Source organism: Streptomyces sp. NBC_00554, from assembly GCF_041431135.1.
Lineage (GTDB): Bacteria > Actinomycetota > Actinomycetes > Streptomycetales > Streptomycetaceae > Streptomyces.
Genome location: NZ_CP107799.1, coordinates 3,103,562 through 3,127,036 on the forward strand (window position 1 = coordinate 3,103,562; position 23,475 = coordinate 3,127,036).

General features: G+C 69.8%; 21 protein-coding genes. 14 read left to right on the forward strand and 7 right to left on the reverse strand.

Going from position 1 to position 23,475, the window contains the following annotated elements:
• Nucleotides 1-55 precede the first annotated feature (55 nt).
• Nucleotides 56-1,561 carry an AAA family ATPase gene (locus OG266_RS13300; RefSeq protein ID WP_371545764.1) on the reverse strand — a complete coding sequence of 502 codons (1,506 nt, stop codon included), beginning with the start codon at nucleotides 1,559-1,561 and terminating at the stop codon, nucleotides 56-58.
• A 268-nt stretch (nucleotides 1,562-1,829) separates the two neighbouring features.
• A complete protein-coding gene (locus OG266_RS13305; RefSeq protein WP_371545766.1) occupies nucleotides 1,830-2,471 on the reverse strand; it encodes a maleylpyruvate isomerase family mycothiol-dependent enzyme in 642 nt (213 codons plus the stop codon).
• A gap of 111 nt (nucleotides 2,472-2,582) precedes the next feature.
• Here OG266_RS13305 and OG266_RS13310 point away from each other — a divergent pair, with 111 nt between their 5' ends.
• Nucleotides 2,583-3,023: a MarR family winged helix-turn-helix transcriptional regulator gene (locus tag OG266_RS13310; RefSeq protein ID WP_371545767.1), complete on the forward strand. Its 441-nt coding sequence runs from the start codon at nucleotides 2,583-2,585 to the stop codon at nucleotides 3,021-3,023.
• Nucleotides 3,024-3,227: 204 nt separating this feature from the next.
• Nucleotides 3,228-3,863, forward strand: a complete 636-nt coding sequence (locus OG266_RS13315; RefSeq protein WP_371545769.1) for a TetR/AcrR family transcriptional regulator — start codon at nucleotides 3,228-3,230, stop codon at nucleotides 3,861-3,863.
• 154 nt (nucleotides 3,864-4,017) lie between these two features.
• Here OG266_RS13315 and OG266_RS13320 read toward each other — a convergent pair whose 3' ends face one another.
• Complete coding sequence (locus OG266_RS13320) at nucleotides 4,018-5,439, reverse strand: cation:dicarboxylate symporter family transporter (protein WP_371552773.1); 1,422 nt, start codon at nucleotides 5,437-5,439, stop codon at nucleotides 4,018-4,020.
• A 239-nt stretch (nucleotides 5,440-5,678) separates the two neighbouring features.
• Here OG266_RS13320 and OG266_RS13325 point away from each other — a divergent pair, with 239 nt between their 5' ends.
• Nucleotides 5,679-7,388, forward strand: coding sequence for an ATP-binding protein (locus OG266_RS13325; RefSeq protein ID WP_371545771.1), 1,710 nt, complete (start codon nucleotides 5,679-5,681; stop codon nucleotides 7,386-7,388).
• Entirely contained in the window at nucleotides 7,385-8,086 is a 702-nt protein-coding gene (locus tag OG266_RS13330) for a response regulator (protein ID WP_266454098.1), read from the forward strand. Before OG266_RS13325 ends, OG266_RS13330 begins: the two co-directional genes overlap by 4 nt.
• A gap of 99 nt (nucleotides 8,087-8,185) precedes the next feature.
• On the opposite strand, the gene OG266_RS13335 is transcribed toward OG266_RS13330, so the two are convergent.
• The gene (locus OG266_RS13335; RefSeq protein WP_371545774.1) at nucleotides 8,186-8,602 is read right to left on the reverse strand and encodes a hypothetical protein; all 417 of its coding nucleotides are present in this window, start codon (nucleotides 8,600-8,602) and stop codon (nucleotides 8,186-8,188) included.
• A 34-nt stretch (nucleotides 8,603-8,636) separates the two neighbouring features.
• Nucleotides 8,637-9,197, reverse strand: coding sequence for a hypothetical protein (locus OG266_RS13340; protein WP_371545775.1), 561 nt, complete (start codon nucleotides 9,195-9,197; stop codon nucleotides 8,637-8,639).
• A gap of 278 nt (nucleotides 9,198-9,475) precedes the next feature.
• Here OG266_RS13340 and OG266_RS13345 point away from each other — a divergent pair, with 278 nt between their 5' ends.
• Genes OG266_RS13345 through OG266_RS13355 form a run of 3 tightly spaced genes read left to right on the forward strand, consistent with a single transcriptional unit; the run spans nucleotide 9,476 to nucleotide 12,664 of the window.
• Nucleotides 9,476-10,846, forward strand: coding sequence for an extracellular solute-binding protein (locus OG266_RS13345; protein WP_371552775.1), 1,371 nt, complete (start codon nucleotides 9,476-9,478; stop codon nucleotides 10,844-10,846).
• A gap of 2 nt (nucleotides 10,847-10,848) precedes the next feature.
• On the forward strand, nucleotides 10,849-11,784 hold the full coding sequence (locus OG266_RS13350) for a carbohydrate ABC transporter permease (protein WP_371545777.1): 936 nt from the start codon (nucleotides 10,849-10,851) through the stop codon (nucleotides 11,782-11,784).
• Between the two features lies 1 nt (nucleotide 11,785).
• On the forward strand, nucleotides 11,786-12,664 hold the full coding sequence (locus tag OG266_RS13355) for a carbohydrate ABC transporter permease (RefSeq protein WP_371545778.1): 879 nt from the start codon (nucleotides 11,786-11,788) through the stop codon (nucleotides 12,662-12,664).
• Nucleotides 12,665-12,679: 15 nt separating this feature from the next.
• Here OG266_RS13355 and OG266_RS13360 read toward each other — a convergent pair whose 3' ends face one another.
• Complete coding sequence (locus OG266_RS13360) at nucleotides 12,680-14,800, reverse strand: tetratricopeptide repeat protein (RefSeq protein WP_371545779.1); 2,121 nt, start codon at nucleotides 14,798-14,800, stop codon at nucleotides 12,680-12,682.
• A gap of 110 nt (nucleotides 14,801-14,910) precedes the next feature.
• Between OG266_RS13360 and OG266_RS13365 the strand changes: the two genes are divergently transcribed.
• The 7 genes from OG266_RS13365 (at nucleotide 14,911) to OG266_RS13395 (ending at nucleotide 22,874) form a co-directional block, all read left to right on the forward strand.
• Nucleotides 14,911-15,777, forward strand: coding sequence for a nucleosidase (locus OG266_RS13365; protein WP_371545780.1), 867 nt, complete (start codon nucleotides 14,911-14,913; stop codon nucleotides 15,775-15,777).
• 184 nt (nucleotides 15,778-15,961) lie between these two features.
• On the forward strand, nucleotides 15,962-17,875 hold the full coding sequence (locus tag OG266_RS13370) for a tetratricopeptide repeat protein (protein WP_371545782.1): 1,914 nt from the start codon (nucleotides 15,962-15,964) through the stop codon (nucleotides 17,873-17,875).
• A gap of 806 nt (nucleotides 17,876-18,681) precedes the next feature.
• Entirely contained in the window at nucleotides 18,682-19,533 is an 852-nt protein-coding gene (locus OG266_RS13375; RefSeq protein WP_371545784.1) for a helix-turn-helix domain-containing protein, read from the forward strand.
• 8 nt (nucleotides 19,534-19,541) lie between these two features.
• Nucleotides 19,542-19,733, forward strand: a complete 192-nt coding sequence (locus OG266_RS13380) for a hypothetical protein (protein ID WP_266454111.1) — start codon at nucleotides 19,542-19,544, stop codon at nucleotides 19,731-19,733.
• 99 nt (nucleotides 19,734-19,832) lie between these two features.
• A complete protein-coding gene (locus tag OG266_RS13385; RefSeq protein ID WP_371545786.1) occupies nucleotides 19,833-20,453 on the forward strand; it encodes a toll/interleukin-1 receptor domain-containing protein in 621 nt (206 codons plus the stop codon).
• 94 nt (nucleotides 20,454-20,547) lie between these two features.
• Complete coding sequence (locus OG266_RS13390) at nucleotides 20,548-21,663, forward strand: PQQ-binding-like beta-propeller repeat protein (protein ID WP_371545788.1); 1,116 nt, start codon at nucleotides 20,548-20,550, stop codon at nucleotides 21,661-21,663.
• 200 nt (nucleotides 21,664-21,863) lie between these two features.
• Nucleotides 21,864-22,874, forward strand: a complete 1,011-nt coding sequence (locus OG266_RS13395; protein ID WP_371545790.1) for a chitinase — start codon at nucleotides 21,864-21,866, stop codon at nucleotides 22,872-22,874.
• A 21-nt stretch (nucleotides 22,875-22,895) separates the two neighbouring features.
• On the opposite strand, the gene OG266_RS13400 is transcribed toward OG266_RS13395, so the two are convergent.
• A complete protein-coding gene (locus tag OG266_RS13400; RefSeq protein WP_266454116.1) occupies nucleotides 22,896-23,450 on the reverse strand; it encodes a DinB family protein in 555 nt (184 codons plus the stop codon).
• Nucleotides 23,451-23,475 lie beyond the last annotated feature (25 nt).

The following is a 23,475-nucleotide window of genomic DNA, read 5'->3' on the forward strand; positions in this document are numbered from 1 at the left end:
GGGCTCCGGCCGTTGCTGTTCCCCCGTCCGCCCATCCCTCTGTCCCTCTGTCCCTCTATCCGTCTTCCTGTGCCGACAGGAACTCCTCGACTCCGTCGAGTCCGTCGTCCCCGGAGTCCCGTACCCCCAGCAGCCGCCGCGTCAGCCGGTCCCGGTCGGAGAGCAGCTCGTCGACGGCCGCGCGCAGATCGTCAGGCTCGGTGAACTCCGCCTCCCGCTCCGCGGCGATCAGTACGGCCCGTCGTACGAGCTCTTTGGTGAAGGAGGCCGTCGTGCCGTCCGTGCGGGCGACGATCTCGTCGGTGAGGTCCTTGCCGAGGCCGAGGGAGGAGCCGTACAGGGTGAGGAGGCGGGCGCGGCCCTCGGCGTCCGGGACGGGGATCTCGACGGCGAGGTCGACGCGGCCGGGGCGCTGGACGAGCGCCGGTTCCAGCAGATCGGCCCGGTTGGTGGTGAGTAGGAAGGCGACGTCCGCGTCGTCGCCCAGACCGTCCATCTCGTTCAACACCTGGAAGAGGAGGGGTTGTTCACCGCCCCCGTAGTCGCGGGCCTCGGCAATCAGGTCGCAGTCCTCCAGGACGACGAGCGCGGGCTGGAGCATGCGGGCGAGCGCGCACGCCGGGCCGATGGCGTTGATGCTCGTGCCGGCGAGGACGACGACCGTGAACTCCGGAAGGTGGGAGAGGAGATAGCGGATCGTGTGGGTCTTGCCGGTGCCGGGCGGACCGTACAGGAGAAGGCCGCGACGCAGGTGCTGCCCGGCGGCGAGGAGCCGTTCACGGCGCCGCGCCACCCCCACCACCTGCCGCTCGACGCGCTCCAGCAGCCCGGCCGGCAGCACGATCTCCTCGCGGCTGAGCCCGGGACGGCGGTGGAAGCGGAAGGGGCCGAGACCATGGTCGAAGTCGGAGCCCTCGAAGGAGAGGACCTGCCCTCGGAAGATGTTGTGCTCGCGTACGAGTACGTCGATCTCGGCGAGCAGCCGGTCCGCGAACTCCTTCTCCTGGGCGAGGACTTCGATCTCGACCTTGTTGCGCCCGTACTGGTCCGCCGGACCGCGCAGCAGCACCGCGAACCGCTCCTCACCCTCCACTCCGAGGTAGAACCCGAAGGAGACACAGGCGAGTTCCTCGTCGGGGGAGACCGGCAGATGCGCGTAGTCGACCGCGCCGATCACGAACCTGTTGTAGCGGTCGGCCGATTCAAGGATCTCGCCCAGCGTCAGGTCCCCGTGATGGGAGGAGCCCCGCATGCCGATCAGCTCGTACGAACGTCCGTCCGCCGCGAACCAGCGCTCCAGCGCCAGATGCACATTGGGCAGGTCGTACGGGGCGTACGCCGCCTTGACCACCGGCTGGTCCCCGGGCGCGGACCCCAGATGCGCCCGCATCCGCTCGGCGAGGTTGCGATCGTCGCCGTCCCGCCGCTTCGGCCGCGCGACCGCCTCGAGAAACTCCTGGAACAGCTCGGCCACCCGATCGAGCGACAGCGCCGGCCCCGCCCCCTCCGCAGCGACCCGGGCCCTGTACTCCGAACTGCTGATGATCTCGGTCTCACCCATGCTGCCTCCACGCCGTCCCGGCTCACTGAGGCCTCCCAGCGTGGGCCCGAACACGTGGACCAGTCAAAGGATTTGGGCCGGATGTCCCCGAAGGGATGTACGGGCGATTCCGGCCGCGCGGCCTCGGCGCCCTGGAGACGATCCCGGCGTCGCGGACGGTTCCCGTGCTCCGCGTGACCGAAGTGGCGGGCCCGGTGACCGGACCCGCCACTCCGCTCCCCCGCGGCGCCTCCCCCGGACGCGCGTCGGCCCGCTGACGCGGGCACGTTCAACTGCCGGCCGGAACCGCCCCGTCGACCCAGGGCAACGCCGCCTCCGTACGTCCCGTCAGCAGGAGCAGCAGCGCGGACACCGGGCCGCTGATCTCCGGGCCCTTGCCCCGGGTCCACTCGATGTCCGTGGCGACGAGCCGGGCATGCGGGAGGGGCCACGGGCGGGGCGGAAAACGCATCGTCCATACGCGGTCGGCCGCGTCGCGGGCGGCTTCGAGGGGCATGGTTCGTTCGCGGGCGACGGCGAGGGCGATGTCCTGGCCGTGGACGAGGATGTCGAGGAGTGGTTCGCGGCGGGTGGTGCCGGGGGCGAGGCGTCGGGAGCCGACGGTCGAGCGGAGGTCGGCAACGATGTCCGCGGGCGGCCGGTCGGCGGCGCGGACGGCGGTGTCGTGGATCATCCGGTCGGTGTTGCCGCGGGCGCGGACCAACTCCCGTACGGCCGTCCCGTACGAGATGCGCGGGGCGAGCGTGAGATGCGCGGCGACGTCCCGTACGCGCCAGCTGGCGCACTGGGTCGGCAGCTCCCATTCGGCGGGGCTCAGGCTCTCCAGGAGGTCGGACAGGCCGGCTCGCTCGCGGTCGATCGTCTGCCAGCGCTCTTCGGTACCGAGCACGGTCCCGATGACTACGCCCATGGGGATCACCACCTACTCAAAGTGGTAAGCTTCTCTGACCAAATTAGTCAGAGACTCTGACCATTGTCAAGGAGCTCAGAGACTCAACGGCTCAAGCAGGGAGTGGCGATCATGGTGGCCGAGAGCGAGCTCAACACGGGGCTGCTCCTGTTCATCCCGTACCGGGCCCTGGAGAACCGTGTCTTCGCCGCGCTCGCCGAGGCGGGCTTCGACGACTTCACGCCCGCCCAGGCCCGGGTCATGCAGCGCATCGGCCCGAACGGCACGCGGCTGACCGACCTCGCCGAGCAGGCCCAGGTCACCAAGCAGACGGCGGGTTTCCTGGTCGATCAGCTGGAGCGGGCGGGGTACGTGAAGCGGGTGCCGGACCCTACCGACAGGCGGGCCCGGCTGGTGTGCGTCGCCGAGCGCGGCCTCGCGGCGATCCCCGTCGCCGAGGGGACGGTCGCCGAGGTCGAGAAGGAGTGGGAAGCCCACCTCGGCAAGCGCCGCATGTCCCAGCTGCGGCAGGCGCTGTCGATGCTGCGGGAGATCACCGACCCTTACGCGTGAGCCGCGTGAGCCGCGTGAGCCGCGTGAGCCGCGTGAGCCGCGTGAGCCGCGTGAGCCGCGTGAGCCGCGTGAGCCCCGTGAGCCCCGTGAGCCCCGTGAGCCCCGTGAGCCCCGTGAGCCCCGTGAGCCCCGTGAACCGTCTCCCCGTACCAATTGGTGGAGCCCTTGTGGAGGGAGCAAGGGCTTTCCCCCCGGCCGTGCAGAATGGCCGCCATGACCACCCAGATCCCCGGCCGCAGGGAAGCCCCCAGCCGCGCGGATGTGAACCGCCGCCGCATCCTTGACGTCGCGCTCGTCGAGCTGCTGCGTGACCCCGACGCGTCGATGGACCAGATCGCACGGGCCGCGGGCGTCGTACGGCGGACGGTGTACGGGCATTTCCCGAGCCGTGAGGCGTTGATCTGCACGCTGTTCGACAGCGCGGTGGAGGCGGTGGAGGTGGCGCACGCGGCGGTTCGTGCAGGTGCCGGGGGGCCGGCGGAGTCGCTCGTCCGGTCGACGCTCGCCGTCTGGGAGATCGCCGACCGCTACCGGCTGCTGGTCGCGCTCGCCCAGCGCAGCGTCACGCCCCAGGGCATCCACGAGCGCCTCGCACCCGTACGCGAGGCCAGTGTGGACGTGCTCCGGCGCGGCCTGGAACAGGGCGTTTTCCAGTCCCCGCTGTCCGCGACGGCACTCGCCTACGTACACGAGCAGATGCTGTTCGCCCTCATGGAGGCGGTGAACGACGGTCTGCTGGCAGCGGAAGAGGCGGGCCGCTCCGCCGTGGTCACCATGTTGACCGCGGCGGGCGTACCCGCCTCACACGCCACCGAGCTGGTGGCGAAGCTGAGCGACTGAGGCAGCGACGTCAGGAGACGCTGAGGCTGAGACTTCAGGAGACGCACCGAGCGGCCAGGCTACGGGGGGAGGCCTGGCCGCTCGGCGTTCTGGGGAGGGGGATGTCCCGGTCCCCGGTTCGCGGGCGCCCGGTTCAGGAGGGCACCCGCGAGGCTTACGCCTTGGCGAGTTCCTTCTCGCCGCCCTGCTCCGGGACCTCGGCGTCGGCCGGAACCGCGCTGTCCTCGTCCTCGTCCAGCAGGGTCTTCTCGTCGAACGGCAGCTCACCGGCGAGGACGCGGTTCACCCGGTCCATGTCGATCTCCTTGGTCCAGGTGCCGATCAGGACGGTGGCGACCGCGTTGCCCGCGAAGTTCGTCAGGGCGCGCGCCTCGCTCATGAAGCGGTCGATGCCGACGATGAGGCCGATGCCGTCCACGAGGGCGGGCTTGTGCGACTGCAGACCGCCGGCCAGGGTCGCGAGACCCGCGCCACTGACGCCCGCGGCGCCCTTGGAGGCGACGAGGAGGAAGAGCAGCAGCGGGATCTGCTCCCCGAGCGACATCGGGGTGCCCAGGGCGTCGGCGATGTAGAGCGAGGCCATGGTCATGTAGATCATGGTGCCGTCGAGGTTGAAGGAGTAGCCGGTCGGGATGGTGATGCCGACCACCGGCTTGCTGACACCGACGTGCTCCATCTTCGCGATGAGCCGCGGGAGGGCGGACTCGGAGGAGGAGGTGGAGAGGATCAGCAGGAACTCACGGCCCAGGTACTTGAAGAGCGTGAGGATGTTCAGGCCCGCGACGACGCGCAGCAGCGTGCCGAGCACGATGAAGACGAAGAGGAAGCAGGTGGCGTAGAAGCCGAGCATCAGGACGGCGAGGCTCTTGAGCGCGTCCAGACCGGCGGAACCGGTGACGGCCGCGATGGCGCCGAAGGCACCGAGCGGGGCCGCCCACATCACCATGGCGAGGATGCGGAAGACGAGCCGCTGGATGTGCTCGACTCCGCGCAGGATGGGCTGTCCGGCCGATCCCATGGCCTGCAGCGCGAACCCGGCGAGCAGCGCCACGAGGAGGGTCTGCAGGACCTGGCCCTCGGTGAACGCGGAGATCATCGTGGTCGGGATGATCGACAGCACGAACTCGACCGGCGGCAGCGCCTCGGCCGACACCTGTCCCTGACCGGCTTCCTTGACCGCGTCGGTCACCTGGAGGCCCGTACCCGGGTCCAGGATGTTGCCGACGACCAGGCCGATGGTGAGAGCCACCAGCGACATGACCAGGAAGTAGCCGAGCGCGATACCGCCGACGGCGCCGACCTTGGCAGCCTTCCGTACCGAGCCGATGCCCAGCACGATCGTGCAGAAGATGATGGGGGAGATCATCATCTTGATGAGGTTCACGAAGCCGGTGCCGATGGGCTTGAGCTCGACCGCGAAGTCGGGAGCGATCAGGCCCACGGCGATACCGAGGATCACGGCGCCGATCACGGCGATGTAGAGATAGTGGGTGCGGTCCCGCTTTGCGGCGGGTGCGGCAGGTGCGGTTTGCGGGGTGCTGGCCACGGCTGCCCTCCTTGACGACGTCGTCGGCATCATCCGGCGTGCGGCTCACGACCGGCGGAAACCCCGGAGTACGGCTCACGTCCGGGGGATCTGGAAGTCGCGCCTACCGGAATCCGGGAGGCGGATTCCCGGCGGGGCCGGGAGACGGGCTCCCGGTGTGTCCGGGAGGCGCACTCCCAGGGGATGCGGTGACTATCTCCCGCCTTGTGAGGGCGGTCACCCTTCCGTTCATTTAGTTCACACTTATACGTAGAGGGAGACTGTTGGACATGCGCTTCCCCCGCGTCCCCAAACCCCGCAGCCTCGCCGGTCAGCTCTTCGGCATGCAGGCCGTGCTGATCGCGGTGCTCGTCGCCGGGTACGCGCTGTTCAGCTACGTCACCGACCGCGGCCAGGCCGAGGACGCGGCGGGCCGCCAGGCCATGGCTGTCGCCGGCGCGGTGGCGGACTCCCCTTCGGTACGCGAGGCGATCCGCACCCCCAAGCCGACGAAGACGCTCCAGCCGTACGCCCTCCAGGTCCAGAAGGACACGGGGGTCGACTTCGTCACGATCATGAACACGAACGGCATCCGCTGGACCCACCCCGACGAGACGCTGATAGGGAAGCACTTCCTGGGGCACATCGGTCCGGCGCTGGAGGGCACGCCCTTCACGGAGACGTACACCGGCACCCTCGGCCCGTCCGTCCGCGCGGTCACGCCCATCTGGGACAACGGCAAGATCGTCGGTCTTGTCAGCGCGGGCATCAAGGTCGAGGCGATCAGTGCCCGTGTGCAGGAACAGGTGACGGCGCTCATCGGGGTCGCTGCGGCCGCGCTGGCCCTGGGCGGTCTCGGCACGTACGTCATCAACGCCCGGCTGCGCCGCTCCACCCACGGGATGAACGCGGCCGAGCTGAGCCACATGCACGACTACCACCAGGCCGCGCTGCACGCCGTACGCGAGGGTCTGCTGATGCTGGACGGGCAGTTCAAGGTGGCGCTGATCAACGACGGCGGGCGGGAGCTCCTCGGCGTGAGCGGCGATGTGGTCGGCCGTTCCGTGGCCGAACTCGGGCTGCCCGCACCGCTGACGGGCGCGCTGCTCTCGGCGGAGCCGCGGGTGGACGAGGTCCACCTGACCGCCGAGCGCGTACTCGTCGTGAACACCTCCCCCGTCTCCGGCGGCGAACGCCGCGGCACCGTCGTGACCTTGCGCGACGTGACCGAACTCCAGTCCCTGATGGGCGAGTTGGACTCAGAGCGCGGCTTCACCCTGGCGCTGCGCTCGCAGGCGCACGAGGCCGCGAACCGTCTCCACACGGTGGTGTCGCTCATCGAACTGGACCGTGCCGAGGAGGCCGTCGACTTCGCCACGGCGGAACTGGAACTGGCCCAGACGCTCACCGACCAGGTGGTCGCGGCGGTCAGCGAGCCGGTCCTCGCCGCGCTGCTCCTGGGCAAGGCGGCCCAGGCCAACGAGCGGGGCGTGGAACTGGTGGTGTCCCAGGACAGCGCCATCGACGACGGGCTCCTGCCGGACTCACTCTCCGCCCGCGACCTGGTCACCGTCCTGGGGAATCTCATCGACAACGCGGTCGACGCGGCGCAGGGTACGACGGGGGCACGCGTCACGGTGACGGCGTTCACCGACGCCGACGGGCTGGTGCTGCGGGTCGCCGACACCGGTGCGGGGGTTGCTCCCGCCCACGCGGAAGCCGTCTTCCAGCGCGGTTGGTCGACCAAGCCGTCGGGGCCCGGCGGGCGGGGGCTCGGACTGGCTCTCGTACGGCAGGCCGTGGGCAGGCACGACGGTACGTTGACGGTGACGGAGGCCGCCGGGGGCGGGGCGGAGTTCGAGGCCCGACTGCCATTGCCTACGGTGTCCTCGGCGGCGAGGGCCGCGGCGCCCGATGCCGAAGCATCCGCCGCGCCGACCCGACAGCAGGACGACCGGCCCGAATCCGCCCAGCCCGCCTTGCCAGGAGGCGACGTATGACGCCCGACCCCAGAGGTACGACGACCGACACCATCCGCGTGCTCGTCGTCGAGGACGATCCGGTCGCCGCCGACGCGCATGTCATGTACGTGGGCCGCGTGCCGGGCTTCACGGCGGTCGGGAAGGCACACACGGGTGCTGAGGCGCGGCGGGCACTGGACCGTACGCCGGTGGATCTGCTGTTGCTCGACCTGCATCTGCCGGACGTGCACGGGCTGCAGCTCGCCCGTTCCCTGCGTGCCGCCGGCTATCACGCGGACGTGATCGCGGTGACGTCGGCGAGGGATCTGGCGGTCGTACGGGAGGGTGTGTCGCTCGGGGTCGTCCAGTACGTGCTGAAGCCCTTCACCTTCGCCACCTTGCGGGACCGGCTGATCCGGTACGCGGAGTTCCACGCGGCGGCGGGCGAGGCGAGCGGTCAGGACGAGGTGGACCGCGCCCTGGCCACCCTGCGCGCACCGGGCCCGGCCGCGCTCCCCAAGGGCCTGAGCGCCCCGACACTCGAACGTGTCACCGTCGCTCTGCGGGACTGCGCCGAGGGCCTGACCGCGGCCGGGGTCGCCGAGTCGGTCGGCATCTCCCGGATCACGGCCCGGCGGTACCTGGAGCACCTGGTGGAGTCGGGCCGGGCCGCGCGGAGTCCGCAGTACGGGCAGGTGGGGCGGCCGGAGTTGCAGTACCGGTGGGTGAAGGGGTGACCTCGCGGGCGTAGGCGTCAGCTGTCAGCTATCGGGAAGGACGACTGTCCGGCCGTTCACCTTCCCGGCGGGGAAACGCTCGCATGTCCCACCGGGACATCACCGAGCCCGCGACACCTCAGGCAGCCGAGTGATCGCCGCGAAGGCCAGGAAAGCGGCGAGACTCCCGCACAAGAGGCCGGGGTAGGAGGCCCAGTCGGGATCGGCGGGAGCGGGCACGCCGATACGCACCAGCCTGCCGACGGCCCAGCCGACCCCGAGCCCGATGACGAAGGCCGGCCAGCGATGCCGCACTCCCTTGATCACGTCGTCCAGCAACGCGAGCACGGTGCCGACCACCACCGGGACAAACCCATCGATCCAGTCGACGGCGATGAACCCCGCCCCCACGACGGCGAAGACGAACCAGCCGCCCACCAGCGGCCCGACCGGGGAGACACGTCGCGGAACCTCCCCCGGCAGCCAGAAGAACCGGCGCACACTCTCGACGAAACCGTGCTCCTTGTCGTACGACATCACGCCCCCCGTTGCGATGACCCGCCGCGACGATTCACCTCGTACGGGGTGGACTCACGGCAGCCCCCGAGGGTTGCGCGTACGACACGACCTGCACCCCGAGCCCTACCGCGGCCAGCGCCTCGACAACGGACAACACCAGCAGCCCGTCCGCGACTTGACCGCTGCTCCAGTACACGACGAGCCCTGCGAGCGGTACGACACAGAAGGCGAGCAGGTCGACCCCGCACTGGATGACTTTGCGGGACACCCTGCGCCGGTCGCCGCGATGGGCGGTCTCCCACCCGAAGGCGACCTCGGCATAGGCGAGGTCGGCGAGCCTCGGGCCCAACTCCTCCCTGACATAGGCGCCGATCGCGGAGATCTTCTCGTCGTTGACCAGGTAGGTCCACCCGAGGACGACGCACACGGGCGGAAGAGCCAGCAGCATCGACGTCTGCTTGGCCTGCGCGGCCGCGGCGACAACTGCGGCCACCACGGCGAGGGTTACGTACAGCAGGTTGTCCCGGAACCCGATCCGCGCCTTCTGCTCATCCTTGACGACCTGATACTCGGCGAGCAGCAACTGCCCGACGGTGACGTCTTGCTCCGGCACCGGTGCCCCCTTCGACCTGCTCCCAACACACCTTCTGGGTGGGCGACTTGGCAGTACTCGGGAATGTGCCCGACGCGCGACCCGGCACCGGGATCCTCGCCGCCCTCACGCTGGAGTATGCGGGAGGTTGTCCACCACCGGCCGACCGTGGGCGAATAACAACGTTGTCACGTTGATGACATGCACCGTTGCACAGGCATTGACCGTGCTCCAACACCCACCTTAGGTTCACCGAGCAGACAATCTCGGCCACCATCGACGTCGGCCAGCAGGAGGTCCTGCCCGTGCGCCCCACCGCCGCCCCACTTCTCCTCGTCACGCTGCTCACCGCCACCACGCTCACCGCTTGCGGATCGGGTTCCGGCAGCGATCCGGACACCGTGAAGGTCTCGTTCAAACAGTCCACGGACAACTCCATCAAGGTGATGGACACCTATCTGGGCGAGATGAAGAAGCAGTTCGAGAAGGCGAACCCCGGCAAGAAGATAGAGCTCGTCCCGATCAAGGCCCCGGACTCCGAGTACTACACGAAGCTCCAGCAGATGCTGCGGTCACCGAAGACGGCCCCCGACCTGGTCTACGAGGACACCTTCCTCATCAACTCGGACATCACCAGCGGGTACTTGAAGCCCCTCGACACCTACCTCGACAAGTGGGCGGACTGGGACCAGTTCATCGACACGGCCAAGACGGCGGCCAAGGCCGAGGACGGGAAGACGTACGGCGTCCCGGACGGGACGGACACCCGGGGACTCTGGTTCGACAAGGGCATCTTCGCGAAGGCGGGCCTGCCGAGCGACTGGCAGCCGAAGACGTGGGACGAGGTCCTCGACGCGGCCCGCACGATCAAGGAGAAGGTCCCCGGCGTCACGCCCCTCAACATCTACACGGGCAAGCCGGCCGGTGAAGCCGCCACCATGCAGGGCTTCGAGATGCTGCTGTACGGCACGGGGGACGGCTCCGCGGACCCCCTGTACGACACCGCCTCCAAGAAGTGGATCGCCGGCAGCCAGGCCTTCAAGGACTCTCTCGGATTCGTCGAGACGGTCTACAAGGAGAAGCTCGGCCTCGACGTCTCCGACGCCCTCGACCCCAACATCGCGACGAGGGTCCGCGGCGAGCTGCTGCCCGAGGGCAAGCTCGGCATCAACCTCGACGGCAGCTGGCTCCCGCAGGACTGGCTGGAGGGCGCGGGCCACGCATGGCCCGAGTGGTCCGAGAAACTCGGCCTCGCCGCCATGCCCACGCAGAACGGCCAGGCCCCCGGCAAGGTGAGCATGTCCGGCGGCTGGACCTGGTCCATCCCGTCCAAGGCCTCCAACCCCGACCTGGCCTTCAAGTTCATCGAGACGATGCAGACCAAGGCGAACGCCCAGAAGTGGTACATCGCCAACTCCGGTATCGCGGTACGGAAGGACGTCGCCGCCGACCCCGCGTACGTGGACGCGCAGCCCGGCATCAAGTTCTTCACGGACCTGGTCGCGAGCACGCACTACCGGCCCGCGTACCCGGCATACCCGAAGGTCTCGACCGCCATCCAGGAGGCCATGGAGGGCGTGACGACGGGTGACAGTTCGGTGGACAAGGCGGCGAGCGGGTACGACGAGGAGTTGAAGACAGCCACCGACGACCAAGTGATCACCAAGTGAGCGTGGATACGCGGGTGGCGCCCCAGGTCCGCCCCCCGGATCCCTCAGGCGCGAAGGTCGCCTCCCCTCGCCGGGGAGGCCTCCGCCGCTCCCTCGTCCGCGCTCTCCCCGTCTCCCCCGCCGTCATCCTCCTGCTCCTCTTCCTCGCGGGCCCGATCGGCTACTGCGCCTACATCGCCTTCACAGACCTGCAGTTGACGGGCCAGGCCCAGTCGTCGTTCGTCGGCTTCGACAACTTCCGGGCGGCGTTCGAGGACGAGGCGTTCCTCAACGCGGTCTGGCTGACGCTGGTGTTCACGGTGCTGTCGTCGCTGGTCGGGCAGAACACGCTGGGCCTTGCGCTGGCCGCACTCATGCAGCGGGCGTCGAAGCCGGTGCGGACGGTGGTGGGCGGGATCGTCGTCACGGCGTGGGTGCTGCCGGAGGTGGTGGCGGGGTTTCTGCTGTACGCCTTCTTCCGGCGGGAAGGGACGTTGAACGCCATCCTCGACTGGCTCCATCTCCCGTCCCAGAACTGGCTGTTCACGCTGCCGATCCTGGCTGTGTCATTCGCGAATGTGTGGCGGGGTACGGCTTTCTCGATGCTCGTCTATTCGGCCGCGCTGAACGAAATCCCGAAGGAGATCACGGAGGCGGCGGAGGTGGACGGGGCGGGGGGCTGGCGGCGGATGTGGCACATCACGCTGCCGATGATTCGGCGGTCGATCGGTACGAATCTGATGCTCAACACCTTGCAGACGCTCTCGGTGTTCGGGCTGATCTGGGTGATGACCCGGGGTGGGCCGAGCGGCAAGAGCCAGACCCTTCCGCTGTTCATGTACGAGCAGGCATTCCAGAAGAGCATGATCGGGTACGGGACTGCGGTGGCGTTGCTGCTGTTGGTCGTCGGCTCGCTGTTCTCGGTCGTGTATATGCGGCTGCTGCGGACGGAGGTCTGAGATGGCAATCCCGGTAGCTCGTACGACCGCTCGCCCGACCGTTCGTACGCCCCTCAAGTCCCGCCGTGCCAACCGGCGTCTGGCGGCGGATGCGGGGCTCCTCGTACTGGCCGCCGCGTTCGCGCTGCCGCTGGTGTGGGTGGTCCTGTCCTCGCTGGACCCGCACGCGGGCCTGAAGGTGCAGGTCCCGGACGGCGTCACGCTGGACAACTTCGACGCGGTCCTGACGCCGGACATCACGTTCACGCCGCTGCTCAACAGCCTGATCCTGTGCGGGGGCGGGACGCTGCTGACGGTGGTGTGCTCGACCCTGGCCGCCTATCCGCTGTCACGGTTCCGGTCGCGGCTGAACCGGCCCTTCCTGCTGACCATTCTGTTCGCGACGAGTCTGCCGATCACGGCGATCATGGTGCCGGTGTACGCACTCTTCGTCCAGGTGAACCTGATCGACACCGTGCAGGGCACGATCTTCTTCTTCGCGGCTTCTCAACTTCCTTTTGCTATTTGGCTGATGAAGAACTTCATGGATGGCGTGCCGAAGGAGCTGGAGGAAGCCGCCTGGACTGACGGGGCTTCGTCCCTTCAGTCGCTGGTGCGGATTGTGCTGCCGCTGATGGGGCCGGGGGTGGCTGTGGTGACGGTGTTCTCATTCGTGATGATGTGGGGGAACTTCTTTGTGCCGTTCATGTTGCTGCTTACGCCGGATCAGATGCCGGCGTCTGTGAGCATCAATGAGTTCTTCGGGAATCGGGGGACTGTGGTTTATGGGCAGTTGGCGGCGTTCTCGATTATTTATTCGACGCCGGTGATTTTGTTGTATGTGTTGGTGGCGAGGCGGTTGGGTGGGGGGTTTGCTTTGGGGGGGGCGGTTAAGGGGTGAGGGGTGGGGCGGGTGCTACTGCTGTTGCTCGGCTCGGGTGCGGGCCTCATCGGCTTCGGCGTTGTCGCCTGCCTGCGTGTAGGCGTCGGCGGCCTGGAGCCAGCAGGCACGGGCCTCGGCGAGACGGCCGGCGGACTCGTGGACGAGGGCGAGGCTGTGCAGGACCAGGCCCGTCCGGTACCAGTCCTCGAACTCCCGGTAGACCTCCAGCGCCTTGCCGTACCCCTCGACCGCCTCCGCCACCCGGCCCGCCTCGTCCAGGGCGTCGCCGAGGCCGTGCCACGCGGTGGCCTCATGGTGGCGGTCCCCGACAACCTGGTACAGGTCGCGGGCCCGGGTGTGGGCGTCGATCGCCTCCGCCACCCGACCCGCCTCGTGCAGGGCGACGCCGAGGTTGCCCCACGCGACGGCCTCACGGTGGCGGTCCCCGACAGCCTGAGACAGGTCGCGGGCACGAGTGAGAGCCTCCACCGCCTCCGCCACCCGACCCGCCTCCCGCAAGGCAATGCCGAGATTGCCCCACGCGACGGCCTCACGGTGGCGGTCCCCGACAGCCTGAGACAGGTCGCGGGCACGAGTGAGAGCCTCCACCGCCTCCGCCACCCGACCCGCCACCCGCAAGGCGACGCCGAGGTTGGTCCACGCGTCGGCCTCGGCCGTGCGGTCCCCGGAACGGCCAGCGGCCTCCAGCGCAGCCCGACCCACAACGACCCAGTCGTCGAAATACCGCCGCCAGTCCAGATATTCCGCCAGGCATAGGGCCAGCCGCACCGCCGTGCCCGCGAACCGCTCCCGCTCCGCCCACCCCACCGCCGCCACCAGACCCGCCCGTTCCCCATCCAGCCACGCCAACGCTTCCACCCTCCCCCCGAACCGCCCCGGCACCGCCATCCCCGGCAACCACCGCAACCAGTCATCCGCCGCATCCGCCCACCCGTAATAGAAGCCCAGCACCCGCCTCCGAGCCGCCTCTCCCTCCTCCACCAACCCCGCATCCCCCGCCATCACACCCACCCCAAACACCCGCACCAAGTCATGCAACCGCCACCGACAGCGCCCGCTCGCCCGCCCCCGCTCAACGAGATGCACGCGAACCAGAGCCTCCAGGTCCTGCACCGGAGGAGCATCCGCCCCGACAAGCACGGCGACGACCTCGTTACCCGCATCCGGCCCCGGCACCAGCGCCAGCAGACGCAGCAGCCGCGCCTGCTCGGGCGGCAGGCGCTTGTACGACAGGTCGAAGGCCGCGCGGACGCTGCGCTCGCCGTCGTTGAGATGGCCGAGCAGGTCACGGGACTCTGAGAGTTCGGTGACGAGTTCCCCGACCGGCTTGTCCCGGTCCACCACCAGCAGCGCCGCCGCGATCTGGAGGGCCAGCGGCAGGTGCCCACAGAGAGCGGCGAGTTTCTCGGCCGCCTCGGCGTCATCCGCGACGCGGCTGTCGGCGGGCTGAGCGATCCGCAGGGCGCGGTCGAGGAGGTCGTACGCCTCCTGCGGCGTCAGCTCGTCCAACGCCAGTAGCCGCGCACCGAGTTGGGGCAGCCGGTCCCGAGAGGTGACCAGGAGCCGGTGCCCCGTGCCGCTTCCGGGCAGCAGGGGCCGCACCTGAGTCGGCGAGGATGCATTGTCGGCCAGGACCAGTACCGGGCCCCGCTCGCGGGCACGGGCGGCGAGGGCCGAGCGGTAGAGCGCAGCTCGCGCGTCCACCCCGGTCGGGACGTGCTCCAGCTCGGTACTCAGCGCCCGCAGCAGCGCCTCTAGGGCGCGGTCGGCGGTGACAGGTTCCTCGTCGTACCCGTGCAGGTCCAGGAAGAGCACCCCACCCGGGAACCAGCCCTTCCCGCACGCCTCATATCCCGCCTCCACCGCGAGCGCGGTCTTGCCGATACCGCCGAGCCCGGACACCGCGGCGACCACCACCGCCTCCGGGCCGGCGCCGGACGCGGACGGGTCGAACGCGTCCAGCAGGGCCCGCAGTTCACTGTCCCGGCCGGTGAAGCCGACCGCCCGCGCGGGGAGGGCGTCCAGCGCGGTGGGCGCCGGAGCATGCTCGCGGTACTCCGCTTTCGCCGTGAAGGGACCCGTGAACTTCCCGTCCCGGAAGTCAAGATGGTCCCCGCCGTACTCGGTCGTCATCGCGCCGTTCCCCCGTACCGCGTGCGAGCCTCGCGTGACATCACGGTACGCCGCACGCCATCACCCCAACACACACTCTGTGCAAGCCACTTGGCAGTACCGTTGACCGCGTGCCGCAGACAAAGCCCACGGTGGCAGTCCTCACCGCACTGTCGCTCGAATACGACGCCGTACTCGCCCACCTGACGGACGTCCAGACGCTCACTCACCCGCGCTACGGCACCAAGGCCAAGCAAGGCCAACTCCCCGGCACGCCCTGGCAAGTGGCCCTGGTCAACATGGGCGAGGGCACCCTCACGGCAGCCACGCTCACCGAACGCGTGCTCACGTGGCTGGACCCCGAGGCCGTGATCTTCGTCGGAGTCGCAGGCGGCCTGAAGGACGACATCGCGATCGGCGACGTCGTGGTCGCGACCAAGGTGTACGCGATCCACGGCGGCAAGCAGACGCCCGACGGTTTCCTGGACCGCCCAGAAGCGTGGCGCGCCTCGCACCGCCTGGAGCAGGCGGCCAAGGAAGCCCTGCGCGGCAAGGCGCACTTCAAGCCGATCGCGGTGGGGGACGTCGTACTGGCGGACGCCGACTCCGAACTCGCCCAGCGCATCCGGACGAGCTACAACGACGCCGTCGCCATCGAAATGGAGAGCTCCGGCGTCGCCCACGCGGTGCACCTCGCCGGTGAGGCGGGCGCGTTGATCATCCGGGGGATCAGCGACAAGGCCAACGCGGACAAGTCCCAGGCCGACGCCAAGGGTTCTCAGCCCCTGGCCGCCGCTAACGCGGCCGAGGCAGCGATCACCGTACTTCACGAGCTAAAGCCGAAGACCGCGCCTGGCCAGACGGACTCCGACCCTCGGGAGGGTCCTTTTCGCGGCTCAACGTACGGCGGTGACCACCTCGACTTTCGGGGCAGCACCTTCAGCGGTCCCTTCACGGCGAAGTCGGTCGGACAACGCCCCGACGGCGACGGACGATAGTCCGAACGCGGGGCTCGGCGCAGGAACCCACTCCCACGGCCCGGTCCCCGTAGCGACCGCCACCCTCCCGCCCCGCCCCCTCGGCTTCACGGGCCGATCGGCAGAACTGGGCCGCCTGCTGCCCCACCTCGAACCCGCCTCGAACGGCGCCGCGCTCCCGCTCCTCATCTTCGCCGTCACGGGCATGGGCGGCATCGGCAAGACTGCACTGGCGGTCGAGACGGCACACCAGGCGTGTTCGCGGGACTGGTTCCCCGGCGGAACACTCTTCGTCGACCTGCGCGGCTACGACGACGACCCGGTCACCGCCGACCAGGCGGTCCTGGCCCTCCTCGACGCGCTCGGCGTACGCGGCCCGGATCTGCCACCGTCCGCCGCACGCCAGTACGACGCCTACCGCCAACTCCTCGCCGAGCGGCAGCACCGCATGCTGCTGATCCTGGACAACGCCTCGGACCCGGCCCAGTTCCTCCCCCTGCTGCCCGGCACGGACCGCCACCGCGTACTGATCACCACCCGCGACCGCCCGGACTCCCTCTCAGGCGTTCGCCTCATCGACCTGGAAACGCTGCCTCCCGACGACTCGGCCGCGCTCATCACCCGCGCCCTCCACGATGCCGATGACCGCGACGAACGTCCGGCCCGGGAACCGGACGACCTCCGCGAACTGACCTCTCTCTGCGGCCACTTGCCCCTCGCTCTCCAGATCGCGGCCGCGATGCTGCGCCGCCGCCGCCACCGCGATATCGCCTCACTGGTGGACGAGATCAAACAGGCCGGGGACGCGATGGCCGCACTGGACCACGGCACGCGCGGCACCGATCAGTACGGCCGCTCCCTCGTCCTCCGCCCGGTCCTGGAGACCTCGTACCGCCGCCTGCTTCCCGATCAGGCCCGCCTGCTCCGTCTGCTCACCCTCGCACCGGGCACTGAGACCGGCACCGACGCGGTGGCCGCCCTGGCCGGCCTTGGCATGGAGGCCACGGTGAGCCTCTTGGAGGACCTGGCCGCGAGATGCCTCGTCACACCGGTTTGGGCTGACGAGCGGCCGGGCAACGGCGTGCAGTGGCGGTTGCATGACTTGGTGCGGGCGTTTGGGGTGGGTGTGGTGGCGGGAGATGCGGAGCTGGTGGAGGAGGGGGAGGCGGCGCGGGAACGGGTGCTGGACTTCTATCACGGGTGGGCTGCTGCGGCGGATGACTGGTTGCGGTGGTTGCCGGGGAGGCCGGTGCCGGGGCGGTTCGGGGGGCGGGTGGAGGCGTTGGGGTGGCTGGATGGGGAGCGGGCGGGCTTGGTGGCGGCGGCGGGGTGGGCGGAGCGGGAGCGGTTCGCGAGCACGGCGATGTGGGTGGCCGCACGCCTGTCGTTCTACCTGAGCTGGCGGCGGTATTTCGATGACTGGGTCGCGGTGGGCCGGGCCGCCCGGCAAGCCGCCAACCGTTCCGGAGACCGCACGGCCGAGGCCAATGCGTGGAACGACCTCGGCCTCGCGCTGTGGGGAGCGCGTCGGGTGGCGGAGGCGATCGAGGCGCACACCCGCGCCCGCGACCTGCACCTGGCGGCCGGGCACCGCCTCGGCGAGGCCATCGCGTGGAACAACCTCGGCAACGCCCTTCGGGGAGCGGGTCGGGTGGCGGAGGCGATCGAGGCGCACACCCGCGCCCGCGACCTGTACCAGGACGTCGGGGACCGCCACCGCGAGGCCAACGCGTGGCACAACCTCGGCAACGCCCTTCGGGAGGCGGGTCGGGTGGCGGAGGCGATCGAGGCCCAAACCCGCGCCCGCGACCTGTACCAGGACGTCGGGGACCGCCACCGCGAGGCCAGCGCATGGCACAACCTCGGCAACGCCCTTCGGGGAGCAGGTCGGGTGGCGGAGGCGGTCGATGGGTATGGCAAGGCGCTGGCGGTCTACCGGGAGTTCGAGGACTGGTACCGGACGGGCCAGGTCCTGCACAATCTCGCCGTCGTCCACAGGTCCGCCGGCCGCCCCGCCGAGGCCCGTGCCTGCTGGCTCCAGGCCGCCGACGCCTACACCCAGGCAGGCGAGACCGCACAAGCCGACCACGCCCGTACCCGAGCCGAGGAACAGGAATAGCCACCACCCCACCCCCGTGTCACCCCCGCCCAGCCCCCACCCCCGCAAACTCCCGAGCCCCCCGCCAAGGCAAAACCGCCCACATCCGCGTCCCACCCCCCGGCTCTCGAGCCTCCCCAAACCCCCACTCCCCGCCACACACCCGCACCACGCACCCCAACACCCGCAACGCCGCCCGCCGCCGCGCATCACAAGCCGCCACCAGCCGCGGATGACTGTGCCGAGGATGCCCGTCGAACAGAACCACCCTCAACGCCCCCTCCCGATAACGCAGCGACACATACACCTCGGCGTCCGGCGTGAACCGACAAGCACAAGCCGCCAGTTCAGCCACCACCTGCACGGCCGCCTCCGTCATGTCCTCCAGCCCATGCGACTGCAGAACAACCCGAGTAGCCGCCCGCGCAACCCGCGAACTCGCGGCCCCGGCGGGCAACGTGAAGCTGTACGCGAGCGTGTCCGGAGACGGTGGCGCCGTCTCCCGTAGGTCGGCGGAGACGGGACAGGCCGAAGCGGCCAGCGATGCGGACATGGCGAACTCCCTCTAGCTGCGGTGGACTTGACCTGCACGTACGGCTCGACCAGTGGCCTGTCTCCCTGGCGCGGGCCTGCCCCTCCCAGGGAGGGAGAACACGGGCATGCTCACGCGATGCGCTTCCGAACGACGTCGGGCCGTAAGCGACTCGTCACCGACTGTAGAGCATCGGAGGAGTACGTGTACTACTCTCCAGAAAGCTTCCCGGTGGACCGATCACCCGCCCCAGCGGCAGACTGGCCCCGCCACAAAACCGGACGGGAGGGGGCGCATGCCGCCGAGGAGTGCACCGACAGAGCGACAGCGGCGGCTGGGCGCGGAGTTGCGCAGGATGCGCGTCGCGGCCGGGATGAAGACGGAGTACGCCGCCGGCCTGCTGGGCGTGCCCCGCACGAACGTGCCCAACATGGAGTCGGGCCGCTCCGGCATCAGCGCTGACCGCGTACGCACGCTCGCGAGCAACTACGGCTGTGCGGGCGGGGAGTTCGTCGAGGCTCTGGCCGCCATGGCCGCCGGGCGTGACAAGGGCTGGTGGGAGGCGTACCGGGGTCAACTGCCCGACGGCTTCCTGGACATCGCCGAGTTGGAGTGGCACGCCAGGCGGCTGCGGATCGCGGTCACCGTGCATCTGCCGGGGCTGATCCAGACCGAGGAACACTCCCGCGCGGTCTTCAAGGCCGTGATCCCACCCCTGTCCGTCTCCGACATCGACGTGCGCGTCGCCCACCGCGTCGACCGGCAGCAGGTGCTCGACCGTCGCGAGCCCCCGGACCTCGACGTGATCCTCCACGAGGCCGCCCTCCGCATGGAGTTCGGCGGACCGGCGGTCGCGCGGCGGCAGTTGGAGCACCTGCTGCACGCGTCCGAACGCGAGACCGTGACCGTACGCGTCATCCCGTTCAAGGCGGGCGGCTTCCCCGGCGCCGGGCAGTCCGTCGTCTACGCCGAGGCGGACGTTCCCCGCCTAGACACCGTGGAACTCGACAGCACCCACGGCCCGGAGTTCATCGACACCGAGACACAGCTCCGCAAGTACCGGGCCCAACTCGATGCCGCCGCCTCCGTGGCGCTCGCCCCGAAGGCCTCCCGGGACTTCATCCGCACCCTCGCCGACGACCTCTAGGAGACCCCATGCCCGACATCACCTGGGAAGAGCCGTACTGCGGCGAAGGCGCCAACTGCTTCCGCATAGGCACCGACCCCACCGGCAACGCCTACATCGCCATTGCCGGCCAGGAAGACACCTACCTAACCGACACCCGAGAAGCCCTCCGCACCCTCATCCAGGACATCAAGGCCGGAAAGGCCGACCACCTCCTCTAGCCCCCGGCCGGGTCACAACTCCCCGACGGCGGTCGACGAACAGGTCCGGTGTTCGAAAAGCGCACGCCATTGCGCACCCCCGTGGCGCACCATGACCTCATGCGCACCCGACTGTCGTACCAGCAGCAGGACGAGCGACCGGCTTCCTCGCTGGCGGCCGCGCTGAGGCGTGTCGGGGCCGACCTCGTACTCGACGCATGGACGACGGGCCCGGGCCCGGACAACTCCCCTGCGTCCCGCGGCATGGCGCACCCCTCCGCCGATACTGAGGATGCCGTCGTCCTCCTGTGGTCGGCCGCCGCCGGAAAGGCGTGGGGCGAGGCCCTGGCGGAATCCGGCTTGCCGAGCGGGCTCACCCGCACCGGCGATGCCCGCCTCGTGCCCGTCCGTCTCGACGACACGCCGCTGCCTCCCTCCCTGGGCAGCCTTCGCCACGTACGCCTCGTCGGCGGCACGTTCCGTATGACAGACGCGACGGCGGCCATGATCGTGCACATGGGTTCAACCGCCGTACCCGCGCCCACTGTTCGGGGCAATGTCTCCGAAGACCTCTTGGCCATCAGCGACTTCGGCGACCTGGGCCTTTTCGCGGCCTGTCCGGGGTGCGGCGTGAGCAGTGACCGGCTGGGCTCGTACACGACCGTCGAGCACATCAGCGACCGGGCCCTGTACCTGGTCATCTGCGGCGCGTGCGGCTGGCAGGACGCCTGCGACATCTGACTCCGCTGAACCGGAGGACCTCCGCTGAACCGGAAGACCTCTGACGAACCTGAAGACCTCTGACGAACCGAAAGCACCCGACACGGGGGTCCACATGCCAAAGCGAAGCCCGCGCCGACGGAGAACCCGGCGCCCACTCGAGGGCATCCAGCTCCGCACGCCGAGCCCACCGGCCCAAACCGCGGGAACCGGAACCGGAACCCCGGGACCCGGAACCGTGCGATGGCGCGTGCACGTAGGAGGCAGGGTGAACTCGGCGCCGTACGTCACCGACGGGACCGTCTATGTCACCGGCTGGGGCGTGTGGGCCGTGGACACGGCCGACGGATCCGTCCGGTGGACGAACGCCGACGCCGGACTCACGGGTTCTCCCACCGCGGTCGGTGACACCGTCTATGCCTCGGGCCATGCCCCGCACTGGGGCACATTGCTCGCCCTCGACGCCGCCGACGGCCGACCCCGCTGGCTCAGGCGGATGAACTGGTACTCCACCACCCAGCCCCTCGTCGCGAACGGGCTGCTCCACTACGTCAACGGCAGCCGGTACCTGCGGACCGTGGACGCGGCGACCGGGCGCCGCCGCTGGAGGGCGAAGTACCAGCCCAGAGACTGGGGGACCGTATCGGCGCCCGCGCTCGCCGACGGCATCCTGTACGCGGCCGCCAAGGACGGAACCGTCTGGGCCTTCGACCCGGCCACGGGCAAGGTCCGCTGGAAACAGCGCATCATCGGCCGTCTGCCTGCCACGCCACTGCTGCACGACGGCACCCTGTACGTGGGGGACGGACTGGGCCCGCACGTACAGGCGCTGGACGCCGCCACCGGCGCATTCCGCTGGCGCACGTTGCTCGACTCCGTCGGCAGCGTCCGGACCACGCCCGCGATCTCCGGCAACACCTTGTACGTCGGCTGCCAGAACCACCGGCTGTGGGCACTGAACGCCACCACCGGCGCCGTCAGGTGGCACGTCACCACGGACGGCCCCGTCGACTCCTCCCCCGTGGTGGCGGACGGCACGGTGTACTTCGGCAGCGACGACGGCCACCTGTGGGCCATCAGCGCGGAGAACGGCCGTGTGCGGTGGAAGGTGAAGACGGGCGGGCCGGTGAGGTCCCCGGTCGTGGCCGACGGCGTGCTCTACGTCGGCAGCCGGGACGGATACCTGTACGCGATAGAAGCGAGCCCGGCCCCAGGCCGACCGTTGCCGTAGAAGCGTTGCGACCGTCGACGACATCGGCCCGCGAGAACCGACGCCGGCAGTGGTGGGGGGCGGCCTGGGAGGACCAACTCCCGCAAGAGGACCCCTCACCCACCCCTCGCCCACCCGCTCACCCACTTCTCACCCACCTGAGAGGGAACTCATGATCCACGCCTTGGTGTGACCATGCCGCTTAACTGACTCTTACTCGCATGAGCCACAGACCCCTCGTCACCATGACCGCCACCACCCTCACCGCAGCCACCCTCTGGTACGCGGCAACCCCCAACGGCGAAGCGGCGACCACGACCGCAACGGCAAGCGCCATCCCCAGCGGCCTCAACGCCCCCTACCTCTACCTCGGTTGGGGCAACCCGCCCTCCCCCACCAAGGTCATGTCGGCCACCGGCACCACCCAGTTCACCCTCGCCTTCATGCTCTCCGACGGCACCTGCAACCCGAAGTGGGACGGGGAACGCGCGCTCACCGGCGGGACCGACGCCGCCGCGATCAAGGCGATCCGCAAGGCCGGCGGCGATGTCACCGTCTCCTTCAGCGGCTGGAGCGGCGCCAAGCTCGGCGAGAAGTGCACGACCGTCGCGAAGCTCGCGGCCGCGTATCAGAAGGTCATCGACGCCTACGACCTGAACTCGATCGACATCGACATCGAGTCGTCGGAGTACGAGAGCGTCGCCGCACGCAAGCGGGTCGTCGGCGCACTCAAGACCGTCAAGAAGAACAACCCCGGCCTCAAGGTGTACGTCACCTTCGGCACCGGTCCCGCAGGGCCGGGCTCGGACGGCGAGGACCTCGTCGAGCGGGCCGCCGCCAAGGACTTGGACGTGGACGGCTGGGCCGTCATGCCCTTCGACTTCGACGACGGCACCTCGGACATGGTCGCGGCGACGAAGTCCGCGGTGAAGGGTCTCAAGGACGTGGTCGCCGAGGCGTACGGGATCTCCTCGGCCGCCGCCTACCGTCGCGTCGGCTTCTCGACAATGAACGGTGTGACCGACTCCGCCGGCGAGACGGTCACCGTCTCCGACTTCAAGGCGATGGTGACGTACGCAAAGCAGCGTCACCTCGCGCGCGTCTCCGTCTGGTCCGTGAACCGCGACCGCGCCTGCGCCGACGGCACCGAGGCGACGGCGTCGGACGAATGCAGCGGCATCGACCAGACCACGTACGCCTTCACCAAAACCCTTGCGGGCTACACCGGTTGAGCGGCTGACTCCCCGTAGGGCCTACGGGCGCGGCGGGTCCTCCCCCACAAGCCCGTCCACCGACTCCCGGATCATGTCGGCGTGGCCGGTGTGCCGCGCGTACTCCTCGATCATGTCGATCAGGATCCGCCGCAGGCTGGGGGCGCTGCCGTTGCGCGAGGTACGCAGGGCGAGCCGGTCCAGGCCACCGTCGGCCAGCGCTTCCGCGGTCAGGGCGCGGGAGCGGGCCACGGTGTCCTCCCAGAGCGCGTAGAGCTGCTCGGGGGTGTCCTCGGCGGCGGAGCGCCACTCCCAGTCGGGCACGGCATCCCAGTCCGCCGCGTCCCAGGGGGACCCCGGCTCCCGCCCGAAGAGCCGCCCGGAGAAGTAGTCGTCCTCCACCAGGGCGAGGTGCTTGAGCAGTCCGCCCAGGGTCATCGTCGAGGCGCCGACCGTCGCACTCAGACCCGCCGCGTCCAGCCCGCCGCACTTCCACGCGAAGGTCCTGCGCTGGCGCTCCAGGGAGCCCAACAGCGTGTCGACCTCGTCGCCCGCGACGGGCGGCTCCCAAAGAATCGTCTCGTTGCTCTCACTCATGGCAGGCAGACTACGGTCCATTCAG

Excerpts from the sequence above, each read along its gene's own strand:
- OG266_RS13400 (WP_266454116.1), bottom strand. The coding sequence starts at position 23,450 with ATGAGTGAGAGCAACGAGACGATTCTTTGGGAGCCGCCCGTCGCGGGC.
- OG266_RS13310 (WP_371545767.1), top strand. The coding sequence starts at position 2,583 with ATGGTGGCCGAGAGCGAGCTCAACACGGGGCTGCTCCTGTTCATCCCG.
- OG266_RS13325 (WP_371545771.1), top strand. The coding sequence starts at position 5,679 with ATGCGCTTCCCCCGCGTCCCCAAACCCCGCAGCCTCGCCGGTCAGCTC.
- OG266_RS13335 (WP_371545774.1), bottom strand. The coding sequence starts at position 8,602 with ATGTCGTACGACAAGGAGCACGGTTTCGTCGAGAGTGTGCGCCGGTTC.
- OG266_RS13370 (WP_371545782.1), top strand. The coding sequence starts at position 15,962 with ATGGGCGGCATCGGCAAGACTGCACTGGCGGTCGAGACGGCACACCAG.
- OG266_RS13355 (WP_371545778.1), top strand. The coding sequence starts at position 11,786 with ATGGCAATCCCGGTAGCTCGTACGACCGCTCGCCCGACCGTTCGTACG.
- OG266_RS13315 (WP_371545769.1), top strand. The coding sequence starts at position 3,228 with ATGGCCGCCATGACCACCCAGATCCCCGGCCGCAGGGAAGCCCCCAGC.
- OG266_RS13330 (WP_266454098.1), top strand. The coding sequence starts at position 7,385 with ATGACGCCCGACCCCAGAGGTACGACGACCGACACCATCCGCGTGCTC.
- OG266_RS13305 (WP_371545766.1), bottom strand. The coding sequence starts at position 2,471 with ATGGGCGTAGTCATCGGGACCGTGCTCGGTACCGAAGAGCGCTGGCAG.
- OG266_RS13300 (WP_371545764.1), bottom strand. The coding sequence starts at position 1,561 with ATGGGTGAGACCGAGATCATCAGCAGTTCGGAGTACAGGGCCCGGGTC.
- OG266_RS13380 (WP_266454111.1), top strand. The coding sequence starts at position 19,542 with ATGCCCGACATCACCTGGGAAGAGCCGTACTGCGGCGAAGGCGCCAAC.
- OG266_RS13360 (WP_371545779.1), bottom strand. The coding sequence starts at position 14,800 with ATGACGACCGAGTACGGCGGGGACCATCTTGACTTCCGGGACGGGAAG.
- OG266_RS13320 (WP_371552773.1), bottom strand. The coding sequence starts at position 5,439 with ATGCCGACGACGTCGTCAAGGAGGGCAGCCGTGGCCAGCACCCCGCAA.
- OG266_RS13385 (WP_371545786.1), top strand. The coding sequence starts at position 19,833 with ATGCGCACCCGACTGTCGTACCAGCAGCAGGACGAGCGACCGGCTTCC.
- OG266_RS13390 (WP_371545788.1), top strand. The coding sequence starts at position 20,548 with ATGCCAAAGCGAAGCCCGCGCCGACGGAGAACCCGGCGCCCACTCGAG.
- OG266_RS13395 (WP_371545790.1), top strand. The coding sequence starts at position 21,864 with ATGAGCCACAGACCCCTCGTCACCATGACCGCCACCACCCTCACCGCA.
- OG266_RS13375 (WP_371545784.1), top strand. The coding sequence starts at position 18,682 with ATGCCGCCGAGGAGTGCACCGACAGAGCGACAGCGGCGGCTGGGCGCG.